Genomic DNA, 15,381 nt, shown 5'->3' on the forward strand with positions numbered 1-15,381 from the left:
CGCCGCCCACTCGCCGGCATCCTCACCCTCGACGACGCCGCACGACTCGTCACCGCCCGCGCCACCCTCATGGACGCCCTCCCCCACACCGGCACCATGACCGCCATCGAAGCCACCGAAGAAGAAGTCACCCCCCACCTCACCGACACCATCAGCATCGCCGCCGTCAACGGACCCACCTCCGTCGTCATCTCCGGCGACACCGACGCCACCGACAAGATCACCGAGCACTTCCGCGAACAAGGACACCGCACCAAAAAACTCACCGTCAGCCACGCCTTCCACTCGCACCACATGGACGCGATGCTCGACGACTTCCGCACCACAGCGGAGCAACTGACCTACTCCGCGTCCCAGATCCCGATCGTCTCCACCGTCGCCACCAACCTGGCGATGACCGACCCCGAGTACTGGGTCACCCAGGTCCGCGAGGCCGTACGGTTCCACCACGCCGTCCAGGAGCTGGAGACGCGCGGCGTCACCACGTTCATCGAACTCGGCCCCGACGGCGTCCTCACCGCCCAGGCCCAGCAATCCGCCGAGGGCACCTTCACCCCCGCACTGCGCCGCGGACGCGACGAGATCACCACCGCCCTCACCGCACTCGGCACCGCCTACGTCCACGGGCGCACGATCACCACACCTCACGCCACACAGCTCAGCAGCCTCCCCGGCTACGCCTTCCAGCGACAGAGCTACTGGCTGGAGGCCCCCCGGAGCGCCCAGAACTCCTCGGCGCTCGGCCAGACCTCGGTGGAGCATCCGCTGCTGTCCAGCCTGATCCACGCGGTGGACAGCGACACGACCCTGTTCACCGGGCAGGTCTCGCGGAACTCGCACCCGTGGCTCGCCGATCACACGGTGATGGGCAACGTGATCGTGCCCGGTACCGCGTTCATCGAGCTGGCGATCCACGCAGGGGACCGGGCCGGGTTCGACACGGTCGACGAGATGCTGATCGCGGCGCCGCTGCTCCTCACCGACGAGGCCGTACAGCTCCAGGTGGCGCTCAAGGACAACACGGTCTCCATCCACTCGCGCTCAGCCGGCCGTTCCTGGGATCTGCACGCCACGGCGACGCTCAGCACCACCGCGGCGTCCGCCGAGACCCTCGCGTGGCCGCCCCAGGGACAGCCGGTGCCGATCGAGGACGTGTACCCCGCGCTGGAGCGCGTCGGGCTCGGTTACGGGCCCGCGTTCCAGGGGCTGACGGCCGCCTGGCGGTCCGGCGACGCGCTGTTCGTCGAGATCCTGCTGCCGGAGGCCGTGCACGACGCGGCGTTCGGTATCCACCCGGCGCTCCTCGACTCGGCCCTGCACGCCTACGCGCACCAGCACGCCACCGACGGCAGCATCAGCCTGCCGTTCTCCTGGAACGGCGTACGGCTGCACGCCTCGGGCGCCACGGCGCTCCGCGCGCGGATCACCCCGGCCGGCGAGGGCGGGCTCGCCCTGCACGCCGTGGACCACGCCGGTCAGCCGGTCATCTCGGTCGAGCAGCTCGCGACGCGACCGGTCAGCGCCGACCAGCTCCAGGTGCGCGCGTCGGCCACCGAACCGCTGCTCGTGCCGAGCTGGCAGCCCCTCACCCTGCCGGTCGACGCGCCCGCCGCGTCCCACCACGTACTGACCGTGCCCCGCGGCGGCGAGCTGCACGAGGTCACCGAGTCCGTACTGACCTCGTTGCAGGAGTGGCTGGCCAGCGACACCGATGACGTTCTCGTGGTCCACACGCGCGACGCGGTGGACACCGGCACACCGGATCTCGCCGCGGCAGCGGTGTGGGGTCTGGTGAGGTCGGCCCAGACGGAGAACCCCGGGCGGATCGTGCTGCTCGACGGTGACTTCGACGCCGCCGTGGCCGGCGGTGCGATCGCCGCAGGTGAGAACCAGCTGCTCGTGCGCGGCGAGGAGGTCCGCGCCGCCCGTCTGGTCCGGCCCGACGCGGACGCGCTGCTGCCGGTGCCGGACGGCACCTGGCAGCTGGTGTCCACGGGGGCGGGCACGCTGGAGACGCTGGCCATCACCGCGGACGAGCGGGTGTCCCAGCCGCTGCTCCCCGGTGAGGTGCGGCTGGAGGTCCGTGCGTCCGGCGTCAACTTCCGTGACGTACTGATCGCGCTGGGCATGTACCCGCACGACCCGCTGCCACCGCTCGGCGGTGAGGTCGCGGGCATCGTGATCGAGGTCGCGCCGGACGTCGCCACGATGGCCGTGGGCGACCGCGTGTTCGGTCTCGCGGAGGGGACCTTCTCCCGACAGGCCGTCGGCGACCACCGGGCGCTGCACGCCATGCCGGGCGGCTGGACGTTCACCCAGGCGGCGACCGCTCCGATCGTCTGGATGACCGCGCTGCTGGGTCTGCGGAACATCGCCGGTCTGTCCGCGGGCGAGAAGGTCCTCATCCACGCCGGCACCGGCGGTGTCGGCATGGCGGCGATCCAGCTGGCCCGCCACTACGGCGCGGAGGTGTACGCGACGGCAAGCCCCCCGAAGTGGGACGTGCTGCGGTCGCTCGGTGTCGACGACCGTCACATCGCCAACTCCCGCACGCTGGAGTTCGAGGAGCACATCCTCCGTGAGACGGGCGGCAGCGGTGTCGACGTGGTGCTGGACTCGCTCGCGGGCGACTTCGTGGACGCCTCGCTGCGGCTGATGCGGCACGGGGGCCGCTTCCTGGAGATCGGCAAGACCGACATCCGGGACGCCGACGAGGTGGCACAGCGGCACACGGGCGTCGCGTACACCGCCTACGACCTCAACGCCAGTGATCCGGACACCCTCCAGGCGCTGCTCGCCGAGCTGTACGACCTGTTCGAGCGGCAGGTGCTCACCGCCCTGCCGGTGCAGGCCTGGCCGGTGCCCCAGGCGCCCGCCGTCTTCCGGTACATGGGGCAGGCCAAGCACACCGGCAAGATCGCTCTCACCGTCGACCGGCCGCTCGATCCCGAGGGCACCGTGCTCATCACGGGCGGTACCGGCACGCTCGGCGCGATCCTCGCGAAGCACCTGGTGGAGCGGCACGGCGTCCGCCGACTGCTGCTGACCAGTCGGCGCGGGCACGCCCCCGAGCTGGCGGCGGAGCTCACCGAGCTCGGCGCCGACGTGACGATCGCGGCGTGCGACGCGAGCGACCGGGAGGCGCTCGCCACGCTCCTGGCGGGGGTGGAGAACCTCACGGGCGTCGTGCACACGGCGGGTGTGCTGGACGATGCGATGGTCACCAACCTGACGCCCGAGCAGCTGCACGTGGTGCTCCGCAACAAGGCGGACGCGGCGTGGCACCTGCACGAGCTGACCCAGGACCGCGACCTCGCCGCGTTCGTCCTGTACTCCTCCATGGCCGGTACGTTGGGTGGCCCCGGCCAGGGCAACTACGCAGCCGCCAACGCCTACCTCGACGCACTCGCGCACCACCGCCGTGAGCGGGGGCTGCCCGCGGTGTCGATGGCGTGGGGCCTGTGGGAGGACGCGAGCGCGATGAGCGCGCACCTCACCACGACCGACCTCGCCCGGATGGCCCGCGAGGGCTTCCCCTCGATCAGCGCCGCGCAGGGTGTCGGGATGTTCGACGCCGCTCTCACCCTCGGCCAGGCCGCGGTGCTCACCGCGCCGATCACCCTGTCGTCGCTGCGCGGTGAGGTGGCACCGGTGCTGCGCGCTCTCGTCCGTACGCCGTCGCGGCGAACCGCGAGCGCCCGGACCGCGGACACCAACGCCCTGGCGAGTGCGTTGGCCGCCCTCGACGAGGCCGGCCGGCTGGAGTTGCTGCTCGGCATCGTGCGTGAGCACGTCGCCTACACGCTCGGCCACAGCGGCGGCGACGCGGTCGACCCCGAAACTCCCTTCAAGGACATCGGTTTCGACTCGCTCACCGCCGTCGAGCTGCGCAACCGCCTGAGTGCGGCGACCGGGGTCCGGCTGCCCGCGACGATCATCTTCGACCACCCGACGGCCGCCGCCATGGCCGCGTTCCTGCGGTCGAAGCTCACCGGTGGGGCCAGTGCCGCCGCTCCGGTCGTACGCGCGGTCGTGACCGACGACGAGCCGATCGCCATCGTCTCCATGGCGTGCCGCCTCCCCGGCGATGTGCGTACGCCGGAGGACCTGTGGCGGCTCGTCGCGGGTGAGCAGGACGCCATCTCCGGGTTCCCGACGAACCGGGGGTGGGACCTCGACGGTCTCTACGACCCGGAGCGCACCCGGTCACGCACCTCCTACATCGGGGTCGGCGGGTTCCTGCACGACGCCGACCGCTTCGACGCGGCGTTCTTCGGCATCTCGCCGAAGGAAGCGCTGGCGATGGATCCGCAGCAACGCGTGCTGATGGAGACGTCGTGGGAGCTGTTCGAGAACGCGGGCATCAACCCGAAGTCGCTGCGCGGCAGCAGGACAGCGACGTACGTCGGACTGCTCGGTCAGGACTACGCGCCCCGCGGGTCCCAGGCGTTCGACGAGGTGGAGGGCCACGTGATGACGGGCATCTCCAACGCCGTCGCCTCCGGCCGCATCGCCTACGCGTACGGGTTCGAGGGGCCCGCGCTGACGGTCGACACCTCGTGCTCGTCCTCGCTGATGGCCACGCACATCGCGATGCGGACGCTGCGATCCGGTGAGTGCGACCTGGCGTTGGCCGGTGGTGTCACGGTGATCGCGCAGCCGGACATCTTCACCGAGTTCAGCCGTCAGGGCGGCCTCGCGCGAGACGGCCGCGTGAAGTCGTTCGGCGCCGGCGCCGACGGCACCAGCTTCGCCGAGGGCGTGGGCCTGCTGCTCCTGGAGCGGCTGTCGGACGCGGTACGCAACGGCCACACCGTCCACGCCGTCATCCGCGGCTCAGCGGTGAACTCCGACGGGGCCTCCAACGGGCTCACCGCCCCCAACGGCCCGGCCCAGGAGCGGGTGATCCAGCAGGCGCTCGCCTCCGGCGGGCTCGTTCCGGCAGACGTGGACGCCCTGGAGGCGCACGGCACGGGGACCGTACTCGGCGATCCGATCGAGGCGCAGGCCGTCCTCGCGACGTACGGGCAGAACCGGACGTCTCCGCTGCTGATGGGGTCGCTCAAGTCGAACCTGGGGCACACGCAGGGCGCGGCCGGTGTCGCCGGTGTCATCAAGATGGTGATGGCGATGAAGCACGACCTGCTGCCGCGCACCCTGAACGTCGACGAGCCGACGCCCGAGGTCGACTGGTCGACGGGCTCGGTGACGCTGCTGGCGGAGGCCCGGCCGTGGCCGGCCGGGGACCGGCCGCGCAGGGCGGGCATCTCGTCCTTCGGCATCTCGGGCACGAACGCGCACCTGATCATCGAGGAGCCTCCGGCGCCCGCACCGGCCGCTCCCGGCTCGTCCGATTCCTCCGACTCCCCCGCGGCAGGGTCCGCGGCGGAGCCGGTGCCGGTGCCGTTCCTGGTGTCGGCGCGAACGCCCGAGGCCCTGACGACGCAGGTCGCCAGGCTCAAACAGCATCTTGCCGAGCATCCGGAGCTGGCCGCCTCGGACGTCGCTCACACCCTCGCCGGGCGTGCCCAGTTCGACCACCGAGCGCTGCTGTTCGGTACGGAGGAGCTGGTGGACGGCGCTGTCGGCAAGGGCGGGCTGGCGTTCCTGTTCACGGGGCAGGGCTCGCAGCGCGCCGGCATGGGCCGCGAGCTCTACGAGACGTATCCCGTGTTCCGTGAGGCCCTGGACGCCGCACTCGTAGCACTCGGCATCCAGGACGAGTACTTCACCGGCGACCTCGACCGCACCCGCCTGACGCAACCAGCGCTGTTCGCCCTCGAAACCGCCCTCTACCGCCTCTACGAGTCCTGGGGTGTCACCCCGGACCACCTGGTCGGCCACTCCATCGGCGAGATCACCGCCGCCCACGTCGCCGGCATCCTCACCCTCGACGACGCCGCACGACTCGTCACCGCCCGCGCCACCCTCATGGACGCCCTCCCCCACACCGGCACCATGACCGCCATCGAAGCCACCGAAGAAGAAATCACCCCCCACCTCGACGACACCATCAGCATCGCCGCCATCAACGGACCCCGCTCGATCGTCATCTCCGGCGACACCGACGCCACCGACAAGATCACCGAGCACTTCCGCGAACAAGGACACCGCACCAAACAACTCACCGTCAGCCACGCCTTCCACTCGCACCACATGGACGCGATGCTCGACGACTTCCGCACCGTGGCCCGTACCCTCACCTTCCACGAGCCCACGATCCCCATCGTCCCGACGGTCGCCACCGACATCCCCATGACCGACCCCGCATACTGGGTCACCCAGGTCCGCTCGGCGGTCCGCTTCCACGACGCCGTGACAGCCCTTCCGGAGGGCACGGTCTTCATCGAGCTCGGCCCCGACCCCGTACTCAGCGCCGCCGCGCAGCAGTTCGCGAAGGGCTCGTTCTCCGGGACGCTCCGTTCCTCCCAGTCCGAGGTCACCAGGGTGCTGACGGCGCTGGGTACGGCCTACGTGCACGGCAGCTCTCCGGTGCTGCCTGCGGGTACCACCGTGGAGCTGCCGAACTACGCTTTCCAGCAGCAGAGTTACTGGCTGACCGACGTCGGCCCCGTCGACGCCGCCGGGCTCGGGCTCCTGCCGGGCGGGCACCCACTGCTCGGCGGTGAGATACAGCAGGCGGACAGCGACACCGTCCTGTTCACCGGCCGTACCGCCCATGCCGAACACGGCGCCGCGACCCTGCTCGACCTCGCCCTGCACGCGGCGGACGGCGGGCTGGAGGAGCTGACCGTCGAGTCGCCCCTGCCGCCCGGCGAGGCGCTGCTGCTCCAGGTCGCGGTCAACGGCACGCGGCTCACGATCCACTCCCGTGCCGACGGCGCGCCGTGGCAGCGGCACGCCACAGGCACGCTCGCCACGGTGAACTCCGACGCGCCGGGGCTCCCCTGGCCACCGAACGCCGCCGAGGTCGGCCCCCAGGCGGACGGTGTCACACAGGCGTGGCGCGACGGCAGCACCTTCTACGCCGAGGCCACCACGGACTCGACGGAGCACGGCATCGACCCGGGGCTGCTCACCGCCGCCCTCCAGCAGGGCGGAGTGCCGGTGCAGCCACTGCACTGGCGCAACGTCCGGCTGCACCGTGCCGGGGCGACGACCCTGCGCGTCCGGTTCGACGGCGGCCTCCTCGCGACGGACGAGGACGGCGTGCCGGTGCTCACCGCCGAACAGGTCACCACGGCGCCGGTCAGCGCCGCGCAGCACGCCCTGTTCGACCTCACCTGGGTGCCGTCCGCGCACTCCGGTGCCACCGGGTTCGACGTACTGGAGGTGCCGCGGCGGGGCGCTCTGGAGGAGGTGCTCACCACGGTGCTGCACGCCCTGCGGTCCGAGCGCTCCGGGCCGCTCGTGGTCCACACGCACGACGCCGTCCACACCGAGGACCCCGATCCCGTCGCGGCGGCCGTCTGGGGTCTGGTCCGTACCGCACAGCACGAGGAGCCCAGCCGGTTCGTCCTGGTCGACGGTGAAACGGTGCCCGACGCGCTGCCCGAGGACGAACCGCAGGTCGTCGTGCGCGGCCACCGGACCCTGGTGGCCCGGCTGGCCCGTATCACCGCGTCCGCACCCGCGCCCCGCTGGCACGGCACGGTTCTCACGACCGGGGACGCGCCCTTCATCGGCCACCTGCCCGTCACGGACGTCGTCACCTGGGCCGGCGACGACCCGGACGATCTGCGGCAGGTGCTCGACGCCCACGACGTCACAGCCGTCGTGCACGTGCCGGGGCCCGGCGTCGAGGCTCTGGTCTCGCACCTCACGCCGGAGCAGTTGGTCGAGGCGGTGCGCGGCGCGGCCGACGTGGCCCGGCACCTGCACCGGCTCACCGAGAACCGCGAGCTGGTGGCGTTCGTGCTCAGCTCCTCGATCGTCGGCACCGTCGGGCACACCGGTCGCGGCGCCGACGCCGCGACCGCCGCGTACCTGGAGGCGTTGGCCCGGCACCGCAACGCCGGCGGTCTGCCCGCGCTCGCCGTCGCGTGGGGGGCGGAGCAGAGCCAGGAGCTGTTCGACGCCGCCGTGACGGCCGGGCGGCCGACGGTGGTGGCGAACGTGCTCGACCCCGCCGGGGTCCGGGCGGCCGGCCCCGTGCCCGCCGTGCTGCGCGGGCTGGTGAAGCCACTGCCGCAGCGCGGCCGGACGCTCGCGTCCCGGCTCGTCGGGCTGGACGACGCGGCGCAGGGCGCCGTGGTGCTGGAGGTGCTGCGCGAGGCGATCGCCGAGGTGCTCGGGCACGACGACCCGAAGGAGATCGAGGCGGAGTACCCGTTCTCCGACCTCGGGTTCACCTCGATGACCGCGGTCGAGCTGCGCAACCAGCTGTTCACCGCCACCGGCCTCGATCTCTCCACGACGCTCGTGTTCGACCACCCGACCCCGGCCGCTCTCGCCAAGGTCCTGCGCGAGCGGCTCGGCCCGGAGGACCGGGCGCACCAGACGGTCCAGTCCGATCTGGACCGGCTGGAGGCCAGTCTCGCCGCCGCCTCGGTCTCGGCGCCGGCACACACCGCGGCGGTCACCAACCGGTTGCGGGCGATGCTCGCGAAATGGACCGAGGACCCGGACGGGAGCACCGACGGCGAGGACGAGAACTTCGCGTCCGCGTCGGCCGAGGACATCTTCGACTTCATCGACAACCAGCTCGGACGCGCCACCAACTGACGCCTGTCGCGCCGCACGAAGGGAACGTGATCACCGTGTCCGATGAGAAGAAGGCCGTGGAGTACCTGAAGTGGGTGACGGCCGACCTGAAGAAGAGCAGGCAGCGCGTCGACGAGTTGGAGTCCGCGAAGCACGAGCCCATCGCGATCGTGGGCCTGGCCGCGCGGTTCCCCGGCGGCGTCACCAACGCCGACGAGCTGTGGGACCTCGTCGCGAACGGGCGGGACGCGATCACCGAGTTCCCCTCCGACCGCGGCTGGGACGTGGCGGGCACGTACGACCCGGATCCGGGCAGGCCCGGCAAGACCTACACCAAGCACGGCGGGTTCATCGGCTCCGCACCGCGGTTCGACGCCGAGTTCTTCCGGATCAACCAGCGCGAGGCACTCGCCATGGACCCGCAGCAACGGCTGCTGCTGGAGGTCGCGTACGAGGCGGTCGAGAACGCCCGGATCGACCCGACGTCCCTCAAGGGCCGTCAGGTGGGCGTTTTCGCCGGTCTCGCGGGCCAGTCGTACCTCCATCGCGGTCACTTCACCAGCGAGGAGCTGGCCGGGTACGTCATCACCGGCATGGTCGGCAGCATCGCCTCCGGCCGGATCGCCTACTCGCTCGGTCTTGAGGGCCCCGCCGTCACCATCGACACGGCCTGCTCGTCGTCGCTGGTCGCCACGCACACAGCCGTGCAGTCGCTGCGCAACAACGAGTGCGAGTTCGCGCTGGCGGGCGGCTCGACCGTGATCGGTTCGATCGAGAGCTGGGTGGAGTTCAGCCGCCAGGGCAACCTGTCCGCCGACGGCAGGTGCCGCACGTTCGACGCCGGTGCCGAGGGCACGAGCTGGAGCGAAGGCGTCGGCATGGTCGTGCTGGAGCGGCTCTCCGACGCCCGCCGCAAGGGGCACACGATCCACGCGGTCATCCGGGGCAGTGCGGTGAACTCCGACGGCGCGTCCAACGGTCTCACCGCGCCCAACGGCCCGGCCCAGGAGCGGGTGATCCGGCAGGCGCTCGCCGACGCCCGGCTGACGACGTCCGACGTGGACGTCGTGGAGGCGCACGGCACGGCCACCACGCTGGGCGACCCGATCGAGGCGCAGGCGCTGCTGGCGACGTACGGGCAGAACCGGCCGGCCGACCGGCCGATCTGGCTGGGGTCGCTGAAGTCCAACATCGGCCACACGCAGGCCGCCGCGGGCGTCGGCGGCATCATCAAGATGGTGATGGCGCTGCGGCACGGCGTGCTGCCGCGGACCCTGCACGTCGAGGAGCCCACCCCGCACGTCGACTGGGCGGCGGGCAACGCCCGGCTGCTCACCGAGGCCCGGCCCTGGCCGGAGGTGGACCGGCCGCGGCGGGCCGCCGTCTCCGCGTTCGGCCTCAGCGGCACCAACGCACACCTGGTGCTGGAGCAGGCGCCCGCCGGTGTCTCCCCGGATTCCCCCACGTCCGGTGCGCCGGAAGAGGGTTCCGCGGGCGGCCGGGTCGTGCCGCTGCCCGTCAGCGCCAAGAGCGCCGAAGCGCTGGAGGAGCAGGAGGCACGGCTCGTCGAGCACCTCGGGCGGCGCCCGGACCTGCGCCCGGCGGACGTCGGCTTCTCCCTGGCCACGACCCGTACGCAGTTCCCGCACCGGGCCGTGCTGCTGGGCGGCACCGTGGCGGCCAGGGGCGTCGCGGGCCTGGGCGGGCTCGCTCTGATGTTCACCGGGCAGGGTGCGCAGCGCGTGGGCATGGGACGTGAGCTGTACGAGGCCCATCCCGTGTTCGCCGAAGCGCTCGACGCCGCGATCGACGCCGTCGACGGCGCGCTCGGCGGCCAGGTGCCGGTGCCGCTGCGTACGGTCTTCTTCGCCCGGGAGGACACGCCCGAGGCGGGGCTGCTCGACCGGACGCTGTACACCCAGACGTCGTTGTTCTGCCTGGAAACCGCGCTGTTCCGGCTGTTCGAGCACTGGGGTGTCACCCCCGACTACCTGGTCGGGCACTCGATCGGTGAGCTGGCCGCCGCACACGTCGCCGGTGTGTTCGGGCTCGGTGACGCCGCCCGGCTGGTCGCCGCCCGTGCGAGGCTGATGAACGAGCTGCCGCGCGGTGGCACGATGATCGCGGTCGAGGCGGACGAGGACGAGGTCGCGGCCCTGCTGCCCGCCGACGGGAGCGTGAGCGTCGCCGCGGTCAACGGCCCCACCTCCCTGGTGGTGTCCGGTGACCACGACGCGGCCACGGAGCTGGCGTCGACGATCGCCGCGCGGGGCCGCCGCACCAAGGCGCTCGTGGTGAGCCACGCGTTCCACTCGCACCGGATGGACGCGATGCTGGACGACTTCCGCGCCGTGGCCCGCACGCTGGGCTACCAGCCGCCGTCGATCCCGATCGTGTCCACGCTCACCGGCAAGCTCGCCGACGCCGAGACGGTCTCCACGCCCGATTACTGGGTCGAGCAGGTGCGCCGGGCGGTCCGGTTCCACCACGCGGTGACACACCTGGACGAGCTGGGCGTGACGACGTTCATCGAACTCGGCCCGGACGGTGTGCTGACCGCCCAGGCCCGGCAGTCGCTGGCCGAGCACGCGTTCGCCCCCGCGCTGCGCCCGGGCAACGGCGAGGTCACCACGGTGCTCACCGCGCTCGCCACGGCGTACGTCAACGGCCACTCGGCCGACTGGGCCGCGGTCTTCGGCGGTGACGCCCGGCCGGTCGACCTGCCGACCTACGCGTTCCAGCGCAAGCGGTTCTGGCTCGACCCCGGCAGCGCGATGACGGACGTCGCCGGTGTGGGCGTGCACGCCGCCGAGCACCCGCTGCTCGGCGCCACCGTCCACACCGAGGACGACTCGGTGATGTTCACCGCGCGGCTGACCCGTACGACCCAGCCGTGGCTCGCCGATTTCACGGTGGCGGGCAGGACCGTTCTGCCGAGCTCGGCGCTGGTGGAGCTCGCGATCCACACGGGTGACGAGGTCGACTGCAACCAGCTGCGGCAGCTGTCCGTGCACAGCCAGGTCATGCTCCCGGAGCACGCCCCGGTGCAGCTCCAGGTGTGCGCCGGTGCCGCGGAGGACGACAGCAGCCGCACGGTCGTGATCCGGTCCCGCCCGGACGGTTCCGAGGGGGCGTGGACCCTGCACGCGACCGGCGTACTGACCAGCACCGCGCTCGCCGCCCCACCGCCCGCGGACGCCGAGTGGCCGCCGGCGGGCGCCGTCGCCGTGGCTCCCGAGGAGATCGTTTCCACGCTGGACGGCCTCGGCCTCGGCTACGGGCCCGCGTTCGGGGGCGTCGACGAGCTGTGGCGCGACGGCGATGCGCTGTACACGACGGTACGGCTGCCGGAATCGGTGCCGGGCTCCGGCTTCGGTGTCCACCCGGCGCTGCTCGTCTCCGCCCTGCGCCCGTACGTGGCCGCCACGTCGGGACTGCCGTCCGAGTGGTCCGGCGTGCAGCTGCACGCGGTCGGCGCGACGGGGCTGAACGTCCGGCTGACCCCGGACGGTGACGGGGGCGCGTCCCTCCTCGCCACCGACGCGGCGGGACAGCCGGTGCTGACCGTCGACTCGGTGCGCACCCGGCCGTTCTCCCTCCACGCGGAGGACACCGAGGTCCGCGAGGCGCTGCTGGGTGTCGAGTGGGCGCCGGTCAACCTGCCGTCGCCCGTCGAGGGGCGGTGGGCGTTCGTCGAGGACGAGATCCCCTACGACGCGGAGACGCTGCTGTTCGAGCCGGTGCGGCCGGGCGACGATCCGGTCGCCGCGACGCACGACGCGGCGGGCCGGACGCTTGACCTGCTGCAGCGCTGGCTGCTGTTGGGTGAGGACGTCAAGCTGGTCGTCCTCACCCGCGACGCCGTGCACTCCGATGCCGTGGACCCGGCGGCGACGGCGGTGTGGGGTCTGGTGCGGTCCGCGCAGAACGAGTACCCCGGCCGCATCGTGCTGGTGGACACGGACGCCCCGGCGCGCGACCGTCTGCCGGCGGTGCTCGCCGCCGCGGCCAGTGACAACGAACCGCAGATCGCGGTCAGGGGCGGCCGGGCGTTCGTGCCGAGGCTCATGCGGACCCCTGCCGCGACGACCCGCACCCCCCGCCTCGGCGGCGAGGGCACCGTACTGATCACCGGTGGCACCGGTGCGCTGGGCAGGGTCGTCGCCCGGCATCTCGTGACCACGCAGGGCGTGAAGCACCTGCTGCTGGTGAGCAGGCGCGGCCGGGCGCCCGAGCTGGTCGCGGAGTTGTCCGCGCTCGGCGCCGATGTGCGCGTCGAGGCGTGCGACACCACCGACCGCGAAGCCCTGGAAGCGCTGCTGGGCGGCCTGGAGCACCCGCTGAGGGCCGTGGTGCACACCGCCGGCATCACCGAGGACGGCATGATCGCGACCATGACCGCCGACCAACTGCACGCGGTGCTGCGGCCGAAGGTCGACGCGGCATGGCATCTGCACGAACTGACCAAGGACCTCGATCTCGACGCGTTCGTGCTGTTCTCGTCGATGGCGGCCACGGTCGGCGGTCCCGGCCAGGGCAACTACGCCGCGGCGAACTGCTTCCTCGACGGCCTGGCACAGCACCGTGCCGGGCTCGGGCTGCCCGCGGTCTCGATCGAATGGGGCCTGTGGGAGGAGGCCAGTGCCGTCTCCGCACACCTCACCCCGGTGATCCTGAACCGCATGGCCCGCGAGGGCATGCGGCAGATCCCCACACCGCTCGGTACGGCGATCCTGGACACGGCGCTCTCGCTGGACCGGTCGCTGGTGATCGGCCAGCCCTTCGACGCGGCACTGGCCCGCGAGCACGCCGCACACGCCAACGTCCCGGCGCTGATGCGCAAGGTGCTGCGCACGCAGAACCGCCGTACGGCCGCGGCCCAGCAGTCCTCGGGCGGCGCGCTCCTGGACCGGCTGGCCGGCCTGCCCGACGACGAGCAGCGCGAGGTGGTGCTGCGTGTCGTCCTCGACACGACGTCGACGGTGCTCGGCCACGACACCACCGGTTCGGTCACCGCCACCCAGAACTTCGGCGACCTCGGGTTCGACTCGCTGACGGCCGTGGACCTGCGTGCGGGCCTGCTCGCCGAGACGGGTGTGCAACTGCCCGTGTCCCTCGTCTTCGACCACCCCACGCCCGATGACCTCACCGACCGGCTGCTCTCCGAACTGGTGGGCGCGCCGGGCGGCGGCCGGGTCGTGGACTTCACGGCCGAGGTGCGGCTGGCCGACGACATCCGGGCCGCGGACACCGTGCACAGGACGGACGATCCCCGGCAGGTGCTGCTGACCGGCGCCACCGGCTTCATCGGCTCGTTCGTGCTGCGCGACCTGCTGCGTACCACCGGAGCCACCGTGCACTGCCTGGTGCGGGCCGCGGACGAGGAAGCGGCCTACGCCAAGATCCGTTCCGCGTCCGCCTACTACAGGACGGGCATCGAGCTGGACCGGGTGCGCGTGGTCCTGGGTGACCTCGGCGCGCCGGGGCTGGGGCTCGGCGCGGAGACGGCGGACCGGCTGGCCCGCGAGGCCGACGTGGTGTTCCACATCGGCGCCCATGTCAACTGGCTCTATCCGTACGCGAAGCTGAAGGCGGCCAACGTCACCGCGACGGAGGAGATCCTGCGGATCGCGGCGAAGCACCGCACGGTGCCGGTGCACTACATCTCGTCCACCGGCGTCTACGCGAACCTGCCGGAGGAAGGCGTACGCCTCACCGAGGACGCGCCGATCGGCCCGCCGGAGCAGCTCTTCAGCGGCTATCGGCAGTCGAAGTGGGTGTGCGAGGAGATCATCGGCATCGCCCGCGAGCGGGGCGTCCCGGTGTCGTCGTACCGGGTGGACGTGGTGACGGGCGATCAGGTCAACGGCGCCTGCCAGACCCAGGACTTCGTCTGGCTCAGCATCCGCGGCATCGTGGAGGCACAGGCCGTGCCGGACAGTCTGGAGAGCCACTTCCACCCGACGCCCGCCGACTACGTCAGTGGCGCGATGCTCCAGCTGGCGTGGCAGCTCACCGGCACCGGCGACACCTACAACCTGTCGAACCCGGCGCGGCTGACGTTCGGCGAGATCATCGACGCGTTGCGGGCCAGGGGCCACCGCATCGACGGGATGGACCTCACGTCGTGGACCCGCAAGGTCCGATCGGACCGGTCCAACGCGATGCAGCCGCTGCTCGACCAGTTCGTGGATCTCGTGGGGCTGCCGGGCGGCACCTACCCGGGCATCGACTGCTCCAAGGCCGATGCCGCCCTGGCGGACGCCTCGATCGTCTGCCCGCCGGTGCGGAGCGAACTGCTGGGGACCTACCTGGACTTCTTCACCGACGTCGGCTACCTGCCCTCCCCGTGAGGTGACGCGCCGAGGGGCCACCGGTGTTCCGGTGGCCCCTCGGTCCGGGTGGGGCGAAGGAGGTGGGGAGGGATCAGCGGGAGACGGCTTCGGCCTGGTGCAGCTGGGAGATCCTGTCCAGCAGGAGCGAACCGGCCCGCAGCGTCTCATCATTCCGAATGCCCGCCAGCAGATCGATCACCCCGCAGCGAACGACGGTGGCCAGGTCGCCGGAGTCGAGTGCGCGGCGCACGACCCAGCGGATCTTCGCCGCCACGATCTCGTCGCAGTCGTCCGGGTCGATGCCCGCGTGTTCACGCACGAGCCGCTCGGACTCGGCGTGGCGCCCCGTCCTGAGAGACCGCACGGTGACGGAGTCGGAGAC

At 72.1% G+C, this 15,381-nt stretch carries 2 protein-coding genes and 3 pseudogenes; 4 read left to right on the forward strand and 1 reads right to left on the reverse strand.

What is annotated here, in order from left to right:
- Positions 1 to 18 precede the first annotated feature (18 nt).
- From HET64_RS40120 to HET64_RS25720, 4 genes and pseudogenes are all read left to right on the forward strand, one after another.
- A pseudogene (locus HET64_RS40120) lies at positions 19 to 2,865 on the forward strand (acyltransferase domain-containing protein); the annotation flags it as partial.
- A 147-nt stretch (positions 2,866 to 3,012) separates the two neighbouring features.
- Positions 3,013 to 3,411: pseudogene (locus tag HET64_RS40125) on the forward strand (SDR family oxidoreductase); the annotation flags it as partial.
- Positions 3,412 to 3,564: 153 nt separating this feature from the next.
- Complete coding sequence (locus tag HET64_RS40130) at positions 3,565 to 8,685, forward strand: beta-ketoacyl synthase N-terminal-like domain-containing protein (RefSeq protein ID WP_374105578.1); 5,121 nt, start codon at positions 3,565 to 3,567, stop codon at positions 8,683 to 8,685.
- Positions 8,686 to 8,711: 26 nt separating this feature from the next.
- Positions 8,712 to 15,017 carry a type I polyketide synthase gene (locus tag HET64_RS25720; protein WP_215109447.1) on the forward strand — a complete coding sequence of 2,102 codons (6,306 nt, stop codon included), beginning with the start codon at positions 8,712 to 8,714 and terminating at the stop codon, positions 15,015 to 15,017.
- Positions 15,018 to 15,090: 73 nt separating this feature from the next.
- Here HET64_RS25720 and HET64_RS25725 read toward each other — a convergent pair.
- Positions 15,091 to 15,381 (reverse strand): annotated as a pseudogene (locus HET64_RS25725) (SARP family transcriptional regulator); the annotation flags it as partial.

Origin of the sequence: Streptomyces sp. McG3, assembly GCF_018619185.1 — a bacterium.
Classification (GTDB): Bacteria; Actinomycetota; Actinomycetes; order Streptomycetales; family Streptomycetaceae; genus Streptomyces.

Bases quoted from the DNA above. Each gene is read 5' to 3' on its own strand.
- HET64_RS40130 (WP_374105578.1), top strand. From the start codon at position 3,565: ATGTTCGACGCCGCTCTCACCCTCGGCCAGGCCGCGGTGCTCACCGCG.